This window comes from Chitinophagales bacterium (assembly GCA_019638515.1).
Classification (GTDB): domain Bacteria; phylum Bacteroidota; class Bacteroidia; order Chitinophagales; family LD1; genus UBA7692.
Map to the genome: position 1 here is coordinate 104,177 of JAHBTS010000006.1, position 14,111 is coordinate 118,287.

Consider the following 14,111-nt stretch of genomic DNA (forward strand, 5'->3'; position numbering starts at 1 on the left):
ATTTACCCCATGCCTGCCAACCAAGCAACTATTGACGAAATACTAAAGAAATCGCGCTTACTCAAGCAACGTTTCGATACGCTGAAATACAATACGGCAAAGCTTGAAAAAGAATTGGAAGAAACCAACCGCCAGTTGCAAGAACAGCAAGAAATTAATGCAACTTTAGGTGAACAAATAAAAATGTTTAAGTTAGCGCAGCGTTTAACGGAAACAGGCGCAGCAGAAAAAGGCGAGCTGAAGCGGAAATTAAATGAAATGATACGCTCAGTAGATCTTTGTATAGCGCAGTTATCGGAAGAAAATGGAGCATAACGAATCGTTGCAGCATATACAAGTGGCTATTGCCGGAAGGCAGTATCCACTAAAGATACGCAAAGGTGAAGAAGAAAAAGTGCAACGTGCCGTAGCTTTGGTAAATGATAAAATAAATGAATACCAGCAGGTATATGCCGGCAAAGATCGGCAAGATTACCTTGCAATGTGTGTGTTGATGTTGGCTGTTGAATATGAAGCCCTTAAAACAGGCAGTCTTCACCAGAAAAGTAATGAAAGCGAACAACTTTCAGAAATAAACCAACTGCTCGAAGCAGTACTATCATAACCGCTCTTTTCCGCATTACTGCACCTACTTAGGTTAGTTTTTCTGCCACCCAACACTGTTAAACACTGAATGAAAATTCATTGAACTCGATTGCGCGGGCGTATATCTGCGAGTAACTTTCGGCTAAATGATTCATCCAAAAACTGTATTCTATTCATATAAATATAAACCAACCGTAACATGATTTACATCATAGCCGCCATAGCAGCAGCATTAGCAGGTGTAGCAGTTGGCTTTTTCATTGGCAAATCCAGCAGCAAAAGCGCAGTTGAACAAATTGAAGCAGCAGCAAAAGAAACAGCCGAAAAAAAGTTAGCCGATGCCGATAAAAAAGTAGCCGATGCGAAAACACAAGCAGAAAAAATACTTGCAGATGCACAACGCAATGCCGAAAACAACAAAAAAGACAAAATGCTTGAAGCAAAAGAGCATTTTATACAACTAAAAACCAAGCACGAAAGCGAAGTTTTAGAACGCAGCAAAAAACTTACCGAGCGCGAAACCAGCTTAAAACAACAACAACAAGAACTATCTAAATCGCAGGCCGATTTTTCTAAAAAAGAAAAAGAAGTAGAGCAATATCGCGATAACTTAAGCAAGCAATTAGACCAACTAAATGCTAAAAAAGAACAGTTAGAAAAAAGCCATGAAATTTTTGTTCAAAAGCTAGAACAAATAAGCCACCTATCTAAAGAAGATGCTAAACGCGAATTAGTAGAAAGCATGAAAAAAGCTGCCGAAACCGATGCGCTTTCGTACGTTAAAGCAGCCATAGACGATGCTAAGTCCAAAGCCAATAAAGAGGCAAAACGCATTATCATTCAATCAATTCAAAGAACAGCCTCAGAGGTTACAATAGAAAACACCGTAAGTGTATTTAACCTCGATAGCGATGAACAAAAAGGGCAAATTATTGGGCGCGAAGGAAGAAACATCCGCGCACTCGAAGCCGCAACCGGCTGCGAATTTGTGGTAGATGATACGCCCGAAGCCATTATTATTTCCGGTTTCGACCCTATTAGAAGAGAAATTGCACGCCTCAGTTTACAACGCCTTGTAACCGATGGCAGAATTCACCCTGCAAGAATTGAAGAAGTAGTAACAAAAACTACCAAGCAACTCAACGAACATATTTTAGAAATTGGCGAAAGAACCGTAATAGATTTGGGCATACAAGGCATGCACCAAGAACTTATTCGCTATGTGGGTAGAATGCGTTTCCGCTCTTCGTATGGGCAAAACCTACTACAACACAGCCGTGAAGTTGCTAACCTCTGCGCCACCATGGCGGCAGAATTGGGCTTAAGTCCTAAATTGGCAAAACGCGCAGGTTTACTACACGATATTGGCAAAGTACCCGATGAAGAAAGCGAATTAAGCCACGCATTGCTGGGCGCCAAAATATGCGAGAAATACGGAGAACACCCATCGGTAATAAATGCAGTAGGTGCCCACCACGATGAAATGGAAATGAAATTCGTGATTGCACCTTTAGTACAAGTTTGCGATGCCATTAGCGGTGCCCGCCCCGGTGCCCGCAGAGAAATAATGGAAGGCTATTTACAGCGTATTAAAGACTTAGAAAACTTGGCTGTAAGTTTTGAAGGTGTTGAAAAAGCTTATGCCATACAAGCAGGAAGAGAACTGCGTGTAATTGTAGAAGCCGATAAAGTGGATGATAAAAAAAGCGAGGAACTCTCTTTTGTAATATCACAAAAAATAGAGAAAGAAATGACTTATCCCGGTCAAGTAAAAGTTACCGTTATACGCGAAAAAAGAAGCGTAAGCGTAGCACGCTAAATCTCTTTTATTCAATATAAAAAAAGCGCTGATGAAAATTCACCAGCGCTTTTTTTATTCTCTATTTTACAATTATTGAGCCCCAAAAATCATGCCCTCAAATTCAATATTGCTTACTCCTTAATCCTTATTCAAAATGGCGGCCCTATTTGCCGGCCTTCGGTTTATTTGCCACTTAAAATCTTTTAAATAATACTGCTCTTGCGGCAATTGCTTAATGGGCGTAAACACCGCTTCAGGCTTTTTCACAAAGGTTATTTTCTTCATTTTTTTATCGCCAAAATACATCCACATTAGAGCGCACTTTGCCAAGTTGGCGCCCATTATTTTTCCATTGTCTTCTTTACCAAAATAAAGGCTTTCGGCATTTTGTACCACCTTTACTCTATTGAGTTCTTGGTTAAAAAAATAACCAAAAATGTTTTTCCCTTTCACTTGGTCGTAAAAGCCGAAAGAACTTGGCGACACAATAAATCCATTGCGCATCATTTTCAGTTCATCGGGCTTTTTATCTTTAATGGTAAGAAAAATGGTGTCGGCAGTCATTTGCACACTATCGTTCCAAAGCACCGGAGCATAATGAAAACGAAACATAGAGTCTTCAAACGAATAAAAAAGCGAATCACAAACTCCTTGCATTCCTTTCATAAACATACGTACTTTATGGTAGGCGTAAAACACACGCGTACTATCCGTATCGGATCTTGTAAGGCTTTTAAGTGTATCGGCAGTTAAAAAAAGCGAGTCGCTTTCCAACTTGTAAATCAACACCGGATGTTGGGTAGCTTTAATATACTGCCGCGCCTCGGCATATTCACCATAGTTGCCAATAATAGAAACTTCCATTGAACTATCGCGCCATTCAAAATTTTTATAGCAGCGACCAAAGCCTACTTTCCGTTCGTAAAAAAGGCTATCGGTAAACAGTGTTTGAGGGGTATTGTTTACCACCGTTCCTGCGCCAAACGAGGCAACATCGTTTTTACTATCGAACCAACCATTATTGCATTCTATATTGCTTTCCTTGTTTACAATTTTTGTTTTCCCAAAGAAGTAAGCAATGTCTGTCTTCATATCGTAGTGCAGCGTATCGGAAGTTAGGTTGTAATTGGGATCTGTAATCACAACATCATTTCTAAAATGCACCATATTGGTTTGCGAAAAAAAGTATCCTTTTTCGCTGGTAATAACAGATTCGTTTCGTATTACTTTTCCTCCGGTAGTGTAGGCAGAAGTTTTGGTGGCAGAATTGTAAGTAAGTTCATTGGCAAACAAGGTCATGTTTGGAGTTGCCAGCTTTACATTGCGCTGCAGGCGCGCGGTTTTATTATTGCCTGTATAATACAACACATCGCTGTAAGCATCTATGGTATCTTGCTGAATATGCACATGCCCAAAGGCATCTACTGCATTAGAATCGCGCTGTATTTTGGCGCTATCGCAAAACATAAAAACATCCTCTTGCTTTAACTGCACATCGCCAGAAAGTATGGTATAGCGTTTACCGTCTATATCCGAAAACCGCAAATAATCTGCATGTATTATTTCAACTTCTTTAGTTTGCTCTTGTGCATATACAGTAGTAAATACTGTGCTTAAAACAAGGAACACACATATTCTGCAAAAGCGTTTCAAGTAACTGCAATAAGGTTTTGCCCACAATGGTTTTTTCATGTACCGGAAGTGAAACTATGCAATATGCTTGCACTTGCAAAAAGTGTAGCCATTGTTTTAGTTTTTTTGCTTCCACACATCTCTCTTTTTAGGTTTCCATGCACGGAAGTTCCAACCTAAGCCTGCTGTAACTTTCAACTCATCTAAGCGACTTGGCATCGGTGCATTCCCAAAAGTTTGCCCAACCACCCCTTGTGCTTTCAAAAAAAAGTGAAAGAATAAGCCCACATAATAATTGCATCCGGCAGAAAGCGAAATAAGTGGCGCTGCCGAGAATGCACTTTTTTGCAACACACCTTCGCTATTTTTATATGCCGTTTGCACCAATGCCATACCGGGTGTTAGCCCAACGTAAGGATCGAAACGCCCTGGTTTTAAGAAGTGATAATTTACACCGCCAAAAACAGAATGGTTGGCAAGTAAACCCTCTGCATTCTTCTTTGCCGTGCTAAACGATACCCACACAGCACCCGTAAATGCTGTTCTATCATCTAAAAACAAATCCATATCGCCCGCCACATAAGCAGCAAGGTATTTCTGCGAAAATAAATATCCCGGAGCTACATTGCCCTGCATTCGAATACAGCCTTTTCGAACTTCCCAAATTTTTTGTGCTGCAGCTTGTTGTATAATACCACACAATACCAACAGCAACACTACGCGAGCTATGCTTTTTTCCTTTTCCATAGTTTTACAATTTTGTAGTTAGCACTTAAACTAATTAATAAATGACCCTCCCATCCGGCATGTTTATGCGTGTGAATTGTTACCACACCTTCGTTGTTTTCGTGCGCATCTAACTCTTCGCCCAAATGCAGCATGTATTGTGTGGTTAGCGAAATATCGAAACGCGGTGTAATGTTGTAACTGCAACCCACTCCTGCCTGCACTGCCGAGCTAAACCGCGAAGCCTTGGCGCCATTAGGTCCGTTTATTTTCATAATAGACTCATCGAAGCAATGCCCCGCCACAACGTATGGCGTAAACTTTCGCGTAAATTGACGTGGATTCAGCAGATAAAACATTACACTCCAACCTATGTGAATATCGGTTCTGTGTGCCTTACCGCGCACATCGTTGGTAAACACATCGGCAAACCATTCGGTATTGAGCCTATCTATTAACTGTAATCTAACATGCCCGCCCGCACCAATACCCACGCCTTTGGGATTGCCGTGCGAAAAACTACTAATGGTACTGCGTAAACCCAACGAGAAATTACCACCCTGATAACGCAGCGATTCCTTGGTGTAACCCATCTTTTTAGTTAATGAATCTTGGGCAGCTACCTGCCAAATGGCAGCTATGCAAAACAATAGCACAGCAATACATTTTCGGATAATGTTCATAGCTGAAAATTTAGCAATAAGAAGAAAATGTAAAGCTGCTGTCTGCTACTTAAAACGCAGAGAAAAATGCTGTAGTATCTGAATCTATTAAAATGAACATATTTATTTCTTACTAAACTTAAATTGTGGAGAATCTCTTTTTGCGATTTGTAATTCTAATTTTTACATTTGCTAAAACAACAATTCAGATTCTATATGAAAAAACTATTTACAATTTGTTCAAGCCTGTTTGTTTCAGGTGCTTTATTAGCTCAAGTATGTAGCCCAACACCGCCACTTTCTGAGCCTAAATTTGATCCAAAACCAGATTCAGTTCCTTGCATGGTAAAAAATCAGGCATACGAGCAAACCTTTAAGTTCAGAATTCCAGATGCTGCCGGAAGCTTTACTATTAACTGGATGGCTATTGATAGCGTAACCAACCTCCCTACAGGTTTAACTTACGAGTTAAACAAACCATTGGGTTCTCAATACAATGCAAACGAAACTGGTTGCGTAAAACTATCAGGAACACCAACTTCTGCTGCAGGTCAATATCGTTTAGGAATTTGGGTAAGAATTAAAGTAAACAACGCTCTAACTTTACCTGGAGAACTTTATGAAGTTGCCAGCAGCCAAAACGCTCCTGATGCAAACAAATACATTATTTGGGTACGTTTGAAAGACCAAGCCGGCAATACTTGCCCTTGCGTTGATACAACTAAAACTACTACCAACGATATTAAACTATACACCGGAACAGAAACTATGTGCCCAGAGGTTGGTACCACTCCAAATGGAATTTCTGATGTGCAAAGCGCTATCAGCCAATTGAGCATTGTGCCAAATCCGGTTACAAATGCAGCCGTAGTAGAATTTGTTTCTGAAAAAACAGCTGCTTACACTGCAAAAATCACCAACTTAATTGGTAAAGAAGTTATGCGTAAAAGCGTAGAAATTAAAGCCGGAAACAACAGCATTTCTTTCAACAGAAACGAGTTGCCTGGTGGAGTTTACTTCTTCTCTCTTACCGATGGTAAAGGTTTAATTACTAAACGCTTTATAGTAGAATAATTTGTTGATAACTTATATTCCTTCAAAGCCTCTCTAACCAAGAGGCTTTGTTGTTTTTTAGAAGTTATGTTTCTTTGTATCACATTCATCACCAAAACAAAACAGAATGAAAAAATTAAGTTTTACACTTTTATCGGCATTGCTACTTTCTTTTGGAAGCAATGCACAATCGCTACCTTGCGGTAATTCGGGAGCTGCTGCATGTACCGCAGTTGCACTTTCCTACAATGGCTTTGAGAATCCCGATAGTATTGAATGCTTTGAAAGCGGAGTAGCAGGCGAAGTAGTAGTTCAATTTAAAAACTTCACCAACTTGGTAATTCCCGGAACAGGCCCTATTACCGTTTACTACTTGCGTATAGACTCTATTTTAAATTTACCATGCGGAATTTGCTGGAGCACCAATAAATCAAACAATGTGTTTACAGGTGGCGAGAGCGGTTGTATTAAATTCAGTGGCACTACTACCGACCAAGTTGGTCAATACAAACTAAAGCTGGTTATAAAAGCACAAATAAATGCCGGTTCATATAATCCGCAAGCACTTATTGATCCACCGGGAGGTTTAGAAGCACACGAAAACACTATACCAAACGTAAAGTTATATGCAAAAGTAAAAGCAAGTGGCAGCACTACTTGTGCAGCGGTAGATACCTCTGCCGGAGCTACAAACAAAGTTGGCAATCCTGCTAACTGCTCTCCCAACAGCATTGGTGAAATTGCTACAGCCATCAGCAGTTTAAAAGTTACACCATCTAATGTAAACTCAACAGCTACCGTAAGTGTTTTTGCTAACGAAAACAGCAGTGCCAATGCATTTGTAACCGATATTGCAGGCAGAGTAGTTTGGTCAAAAAATATGGACTTAACCACTGGCGAAAACAACTTTGTATTTGAACGCAGTGGTATTTCATCCGGTTTATACTTAATGAATATTGCAATTGGAAACACCCATATTTCTAAGCGTTTCAATATTACTGAATAAGACATCAATTGCCTTTTTAGTAAAAAACCCGCGCGAAAATTCGTGCGGGTTTTTTGTTTTACACCAAGCAGTAATTACATTCGGCAGCTAATAATAAAAATCTAAAATTAAACACATGAAAACTATCCAAAATTGGTTAGATGAATATGCAGTGAGCCACCAAAACCCTACCAACAAAAAAGTTCATTTTGTATGTGTGCCCGTTATATTTTTCACTATTGTGGGTTTGCTTTACAGCATTCCATTTCCACAATTGGTAGATTTAAAAATAGTAGAATTTAATGTTGCCACCATAGCATTGGTATTGGTAACACTTTATTACCTCCGGCTTTCGGTATCGCTGGCAATCGGTATGTTTCTTTTTTCATTCTTATGTTTAGTTATCTCACAGAGCATCGTACTGCAATCGTCTAAGAGTGTTCTTGCCATTACCTGCGTAATACTTTTTATTATGGCATGGATATTTCAATTTTGGGGGCATAATATCGAAGGCAAAAAACCTTCGTTCTTAAAAGACCTGCAATTTCTAATGATTGGACCGGCATGGATTATGAGTTTTATCTATAAAAAACTCGGCATTTCTTATTAAACCTTTTTCATTTTACAGTGTTTTACATTCCAAAAAAATATATGAACAGAAATATTCTGGCAGCAGTGTTATTACTTGTTACTTGCCATTTCTCATTTGCAGAATCGCCCGATACCAAAACCATTGTAAACAACATGCTTAACGCAATTAAAAATGCAAAAGGATATACTTATACCATGCGTGGTTCTGAGCGTATTTTAGGCAAAAATGATATGCGCGTTACCGAGGTTTTCACCAAAGTAAATATTGCACCCAAAAAGATTTTTGCACGCGTAATGAACGATCCCAACAAAGGAACCGAAATGCTATATGCCTACGGGGAAAGAGAAAACAAAATTCTAGTAAAAGCAGGCTGGGTTCCGGCATTAAAACTTTCGCCTTTCAGCAGTTTGCTCATGAAAGAACAACACCACTGCCTGCTAAGTTCCGGCTTCAGTTTTTTCTTCAAAAATATTTCTGAAGGCATAAAAAGAGCCGATGCGCAAAACGAATTTAACAGCGTATTCAAAATAGAAGGAGAAGTTACCTTTGATGGTCGCAAGTGCTACAAATTGGTGATAGAAGATCCTACCTATGCCGTTACTGCATACACCGGGGTAAAAGGCGACAACCCATACACCTTGGCTCAAAAATTGCTTATTCCCGAATACTTTATACAAGAGGCCAATGGTATAAAAAGCATTGATGATAACTTAGAAGGCAAAAAGCTAAAAGTTCTTACATCGTATGCCCGCAAAAGTGTGGTGTATATTGATAAGCAAAGTATGTTTCCCATTTACCAAGAAATGTGGGATAATAAAGGCATATTCGAGAAATATGAGTTCAAAAACTTGGTTGTAAACCCTTCGTTTACCGCCAACGAATTCAGTAGCGATTACAACGATTACAACTTTTAAAACTGCCACTTCATTCCAGTTTCCATTTCGGCATTACAGAACCCATATTCGCTAAAAATTATTCAAACAATAGCATGAAACCATGTGCGAAAAAAACATACCTTCGCACTGCGTGTATTTTTGAATAAAGAAAATTGAAATAATGCCAAAAGTTACCATAGATGGTGTAACCGTTGAAGTAGAACCGGGCACCACCATTATGAATGCCGCCAGAAAAATTGGTGGCGATTTAGTGCCACCGGCAATGTGCTATTACAGTAAATTAGAGGGCAGCGGGGGCAAATGCCGCGTTTGCTTAGTTGAAATATCTAAAGGCAGCGAAGCAAACCCAAACCCCATGCCTAAACTACAGGCAAGCTGCTGCACCCCAATTGCCGATGGCATGGAAGTAAAAAACATGACCAGCCCTAGAGTGCAAGATGCTCGCAAAAGCGTAGTTGAATTTCTACTTATTAACCACCCACTCGATTGCCCGGTTTGCGACCAAGCCGGAGAGTGCGACCTCCAAAATTTAAGCTTTAAATACGGCACCGAAGGTACCCGCTTTACAGAAGACAAAAGAGTTTTCGACAAAATAGGTATTGGCAACAATATTCAGTTGCACATGACCCGCTGCATACTTTGCTATCGCTGCGTTATGGTTGCCAACCAACTTACCGATAACCGCATACACGGTGTGATGAATCGCGGTGATGTAGCCGAAATTTCTACCTACATCCAAAATGCCATACATAATGAAATGAGTGGCAATATGATAGATGTATGTCCTGTAGGCGCACTTACCGATAAAACATTCCGCTTTAAAAGCCGCGTATGGTTCTTAAAACCTTACGATGCACATAGAGATTGCCCAACCTGCAGCGGCAAAGCCACCGTGTGGATGTTTGGAAAAGAAATTTACCGCGTAACAGTGCGCAAAGATGTATATCACGAAGTAGAAAACGATGAAAACGGAAAAGCAAATTGGATTTGCAATACCTGCCGTTTTGAAAAGAAAAACCCAAGCGATTGGCACATTGAAGGACCACGCAAAATGGAAAAATGGAGTGTAATTAACCAAAATAACTATACACGCCCAATGGAGCAAGTTGAAATTGATGCAGATACCCGACTTTTAGCAGGCAGAAAAGAAGATAGAAAAGCCATTAGTATGAATAACACGCTTTCGCCTAAGCAAGTATTGAGCGATGGAAAGTAAAAACACGGCAAGCGATGGTTATGTTTTCAATAAATTTCAACCTTGCAATTTCATTTAAGAATTATCACAACCTTTGAGCAGCAGAAGTAAACAATTATGGAAACAGCATTTTTAATAGAAAAAGGTGTATTGATTTTGGTAATTTGGGGAATTACCATGCTTATAGCATTATACTCCACCTTTGGTGAAAGAGTTTTTGCCGCATACTTCCAAGACCGTAGAGGGCCTAATAGAGCCGGTCCGGGAGGTTTTTTGCAGCCACTTGCCGATGGTGTTAAAATGTTTACCAAAGAAGATTTTATTCCCAACACTCCCAATAAGTTCTTATTCATTTTTGGTCCCGCCATGTTTATGACTACGGCACTTATTACAAGTTCTGTAATTCCATGGGGCGATAAATTGCACTTATTCGGATACGATATTTCTTTACATATTGCCGATATAAATGTTGCCATACTATTTGTTTTTGGTGTAGTTTCTATTGGCGTATATGGCATTATGATTGGTGGTTGGGCTTCGAACAATAAGTTTGCATTGTTAGGAGCCGTACGCGCTTCTTCGCAGATGATTTCGTACGAAGTAGCCATGGGGCTTTCTATAATTGCGCTTTTAATGCTTTCCGGCACATTAAGCATCCGCGAAATTGCAGCGCAACAAGGCAAAGAATTTTTGGGCATCAGCGGTATGAATTGGAATATCTTCTACCAACCACTCGGCTTCCTAATTTTCTTAGTATGTGCCTTTGCCGAAACCAACAGAACACCATTCGACTTACCCGAATGTGAGGCAGAATTGGTAGGGGGTTACCATACTGAATACTCTTCGATGAAACTTGGATTTTTCTTGTTTGCCGAATACATAAACATGTTTATTTCAAGTGCCATTCTTGCTACGCTTTATTTTGGCGGATATAACTATCCGGGCGTGGGTTGGGTGGCAGATCATATTGGCCCCAATATTGCTACCATACTAGGTGTAGTGGTGCTATTTGCCAAGATACTATTCTTTATATTCTTCTACATGTGGGTGCGTTGGACCTTACCTCGTTTTCGCTACGACCAACTCATGAATTTGGGCTGGAAAATTTTGATTCCATTGGCTATTGCCAATATTATCATTACAGGTACTGCAATTCTATTGGCTAATTAAGAGCGGTGATGCGTGGTGTACTTTTAGCAGAAGCTATTATATAAGAAAGAAAAAGCGTTATTTGTGCGGTGGATATTTTTTCGCCATACCAACCTATAATAGCGGCCTCTGTATTTTCTAGCCTATTTGTATTCTACTTAGTAGGAGCATTCTTTACCCCTCGCCTTTCTACCCCTAAGCGCAATATTGCTGTACGTATGGCAATAGGTTCGTTGGTATTTACATTTGGAATAGCAATAACTCATGCAGGCTACAAAACAATGCTATTGCCTTTTGGCTTTTTTCTTCCCTTTTTATTTACACCTTTTCCTAAAGGTGTTCTTAGCGATATTAAAGCAATTGGGAACAAACAGCTACTTACAATACTAGTAGCTTATGTAAGCATTTTACTTTTTGAAATGTGGGTAGCCGATCTTAGGCAAGGAAAAGATATAGTGGTGAAAAACTGGGATTATGCCAATTCCGGAGCTTTTGGTTTTGAGTATTTAAGTGGAAGCATAGAAACATCACGCTTTGTTTTTAACCATATAAATAAGCAAGTAATACACCATTTTGGTGACCACTGGTTGGCCGGATTTTACAGCCATATTCCTTCAATACTACCTTACTACTCTTATGTGGTGATTTATCGTGTTTTAATGGAAGCTATTCTTCTTCTGCTCATGCTTGCATGGTGGCAGGGCGAGAACACAAAGGGTTTACACTATATAGCAGGTATAATAGTATTTACTCTTTTTATGCCTGGTTTGCGTTTTCTAAGGATAGAGCCTATTGAGGTTGTAGATATGTTATGGAGTTGTTCCCACTATCTAATGTTAGCGATGTGGCTATTGGCAATGTGCCTTTTAATTTATGAACAACATACCGCTAAAGGTTATGCAGGTCTTATGCTTTCGGCACTAATAAACCCATTAGCAGCTACGTTTCTTCTAATTGCATCAGTTCTAGCATTGGTAAGCAGCCTTATTAAAAATAGATATAAAAAGGTGTGGACACCGCAAGATATTACTCCTGCTATTGCATTGATTGGAACCATTGCAGCCTCTGCTATTTTTATATACATACTTGCAACCAACAGGTCTGCGAGAACAGAGATAAACCTCTTGCATACCGATAACATTATCAAGATAACTGTAATGCTTGTTGGGATGCTAGTAGCCAACATATTGGTATTACCTTTTTTTTATGGCTTAAAATGTTTAAGCACACTTAAGAACAACAATACCCTCTTCTTACTAATACTATTTTGCGCCATTGGTGCTGCAATAAGCCAAGCAATTATGTTTGGAAGTATGGGGGGCGATACCATACAAATATGGATCGCGTTTGGGAACACGCTTCTTATTCCCATTGGAGGGCTGGGCTTGCTGCAAGCAGCGACCCAGCAAAAAAAAGTTGCGTTTGCATGTATTGCACTCTGCTTACTTTCGTCTGTAGCTGTGGCTCTAAATTTTGGCAATGCGCGCACATTATCTCAAAGTATAGATTATCTAAGCGGTTCTGATAATGAATGGAAAACATGTAGTAAAATGAGCCATGATGAAGCATTAAAATTGTACCATGTGCTTAATAAGCCTACGCTCATAAATGTTGGAATTGGCATTTGCAGTAAAAGAGATACCCCACTTTATGATGAATCAATCTACATGCATCCGGCTCCATATTTACGAGCATTTACACCAGGAGCAGAATTCTACCGTATTACACTTTCCCAGCAAGATACTAGTGATCTTCACGATATTCCACTAAACACTTTTATTCAACAAAGCTATTTGTATCATTTCAATTTTCACGAAAAGAGCAGCAATAGTGCAGAGAGAATGATAGAGGAACTAAACATACAATGTTTGTTACTTGATTCTATAAATCAAGACTGGTGTATTCCTCAAGGAGTGGAGGCTATGTTTCCACGAGTGGAAAAAACAGGTCGCTACACACTTCTTTGGAGAGAATAGCCCTCCCTTCAATAATGAGAATTCTTTACAAAAAGGTTGCTATTGCTTAAACAGGCGTACATAGATATTAGCTAGTCTTCCTAAAATACCATGCAAAAAATACACTACAGCATTTGGTAGTTTTTTAGTAATGGGGATTTTAGTTGCAAAAAGTTTCATTGCTTCTGCTGCTAGTATTTTCCCTTCTATTTCTTGCTTTCTATGTATGAACTCAGGTTTTACAAAATCAACCATTAGAATGATACGAGCTTTATTGGTATAGTTCCAAGCATAATGCCTATTTACCACGCAAAACGACAGTACTTTTCCTACTTCCCATCCTCTTTCCTCGTTCTTAATTCGCAAACCAATTGCAGGATATGGCTCCGGAATTAGCACACCTAAATGATTCCGCACAATTGCATCTGTATCACCAAAGTGCGCACTAAGGCGCGTACCTGGCTTTAACACAGAAACCATAAGTAAACTTAAGCCGGGATAGTCCTTTAGCAACTCCCATGTTTTAGGTAAATATTGCAAGTTTTCCTTGTTGATTACTCCGCCAGAATATAGTACCAAGGTTTGCCAACCTGATGTATCTAAATTGTAAGGCACAAAATTATTCTTGGTTTTGGAACCGTTATTTGTATAAAACGAAATTACCTCGTTTACAATCATATCGGCATGTTCTTCAAGAATATGTGTAAGCGGGTATTCACTGTTTTCATAAAACGCAGGACTACCGCCTTTATACCACTCTTTTGTGATATAATAAAAGGGTTCATTAGTTGTCATAAGTCGAATTTGACAAGTACATATATAAAAACATTGATGTAGATTTCATCTACTTGTACTATAATATTTTAGCTTTGATAACGAC

The 14,111-nt window shown here is 39.4% G+C and carries 14 protein-coding genes; 10 read left to right on the top strand and 4 right to left on the bottom strand.

The window, feature by feature from the left end:
- Window positions 1-9: 9 nt before the first annotated feature.
- The 3 genes from KF872_10830 to rny all read left to right on the top strand — a co-directional run bounded on the left by KF872_10830 (window position 10) and on the right by rny (window position 2,404).
- Window positions 10-315 carry a hypothetical protein gene (locus tag KF872_10830; protein MBX2904034.1) on the top strand — a complete coding sequence of 102 codons (306 nt, stop codon included), beginning with the start codon at window positions 10-12 and terminating at the stop codon, window positions 313-315.
- Window positions 305-604 (top strand): cell division protein ZapA, encoded by a 300-nt coding sequence (locus KF872_10835; protein ID MBX2904035.1) that lies wholly within the window; start codon window positions 305-307, stop codon window positions 602-604. Before KF872_10830 ends, KF872_10835 begins: the two co-directional genes overlap by 11 nt.
- Before the next feature lie 180 nt (window positions 605-784).
- On the top strand, window positions 785-2,404 hold the full coding sequence (gene rny / locus KF872_10840) for a ribonuclease Y (GenBank protein ID MBX2904036.1): 1,620 nt from the start codon (window positions 785-787) through the stop codon (window positions 2,402-2,404).
- A gap of 120 nt (window positions 2,405-2,524) precedes the next feature.
- Here rny and KF872_10845 read toward each other — a convergent pair whose 3' ends face one another.
- The 3 genes from KF872_10845 to KF872_10855 are packed head-to-tail and all read right to left on the bottom strand — an operon-like array spanning window position 2,525 to window position 5,427.
- A complete protein-coding gene (locus KF872_10845; protein MBX2904037.1) occupies window positions 2,525-4,078 on the bottom strand; it encodes a hypothetical protein in 1,554 nt (517 codons plus the stop codon).
- A 57-nt stretch (window positions 4,079-4,135) separates the two neighbouring features.
- A complete protein-coding gene (locus tag KF872_10850) occupies window positions 4,136-4,765 on the bottom strand; it encodes a hypothetical protein (protein ID MBX2904038.1) in 630 nt (209 codons plus the stop codon).
- Window positions 4,744-5,427 (bottom strand): hypothetical protein, encoded by a 684-nt coding sequence (locus tag KF872_10855; protein ID MBX2904039.1) that lies wholly within the window; start codon window positions 5,425-5,427, stop codon window positions 4,744-4,746. The genes KF872_10850 and KF872_10855 overlap by 22 nt, the downstream gene beginning before the upstream one ends.
- A 195-nt stretch (window positions 5,428-5,622) precedes the next feature.
- Between KF872_10855 and KF872_10860 the strand changes: the two genes are divergently transcribed.
- The 7 genes from KF872_10860 (at window position 5,623) to KF872_10890 (ending at window position 11,610) form a co-directional block, all read left to right on the top strand.
- Complete coding sequence (locus KF872_10860; protein ID MBX2904040.1) at window positions 5,623-6,480, top strand: T9SS type A sorting domain-containing protein; 858 nt, start codon at window positions 5,623-5,625, stop codon at window positions 6,478-6,480.
- 106 nt (window positions 6,481-6,586) lie between these two features.
- Window positions 6,587-7,465, top strand: coding sequence for a T9SS type A sorting domain-containing protein (locus tag KF872_10865; protein ID MBX2904041.1), 879 nt, complete (start codon window positions 6,587-6,589; stop codon window positions 7,463-7,465).
- Window positions 7,466-7,580: 115 nt separating this feature from the next.
- Complete coding sequence (locus tag KF872_10870; GenBank protein MBX2904042.1) at window positions 7,581-8,054, top strand: DUF962 domain-containing protein; 474 nt, start codon at window positions 7,581-7,583, stop codon at window positions 8,052-8,054.
- 41 nt (window positions 8,055-8,095) lie between these two features.
- Window positions 8,096-8,950, top strand: coding sequence for a DUF1571 domain-containing protein (locus KF872_10875; protein ID MBX2904043.1), 855 nt, complete (start codon window positions 8,096-8,098; stop codon window positions 8,948-8,950).
- A gap of 142 nt (window positions 8,951-9,092) precedes the next feature.
- Window positions 9,093-10,148, top strand: coding sequence for a (2Fe-2S)-binding protein (locus KF872_10880; protein ID MBX2904044.1), 1,056 nt, complete (start codon window positions 9,093-9,095; stop codon window positions 10,146-10,148).
- Between the two features lie 96 nt (window positions 10,149-10,244).
- Window positions 10,245-11,297, top strand: coding sequence for an NADH-quinone oxidoreductase subunit NuoH (nuoH, locus tag KF872_10885; GenBank protein MBX2904045.1), 1,053 nt, complete (start codon window positions 10,245-10,247; stop codon window positions 11,295-11,297).
- A gap of 217 nt (window positions 11,298-11,514) precedes the next feature.
- The gene (locus KF872_10890; GenBank protein ID MBX2904046.1) at window positions 11,515-11,610 is read left to right on the top strand and encodes a hypothetical protein; all 96 of its coding nucleotides are present in this window, start codon (window positions 11,515-11,517) and stop codon (window positions 11,608-11,610) included.
- Window positions 11,611-13,291: 1,681 nt separating this feature from the next.
- Here the strand turns inward: KF872_10890 and KF872_10895 are convergent.
- Window positions 13,292-14,026 carry an aspartyl/asparaginyl beta-hydroxylase domain-containing protein gene (locus tag KF872_10895; GenBank protein MBX2904047.1) on the bottom strand — a complete coding sequence of 245 codons (735 nt, stop codon included), beginning with the start codon at window positions 14,024-14,026 and terminating at the stop codon, window positions 13,292-13,294.
- Between the last annotated feature and the right edge of the window lie 85 nt (window positions 14,027-14,111).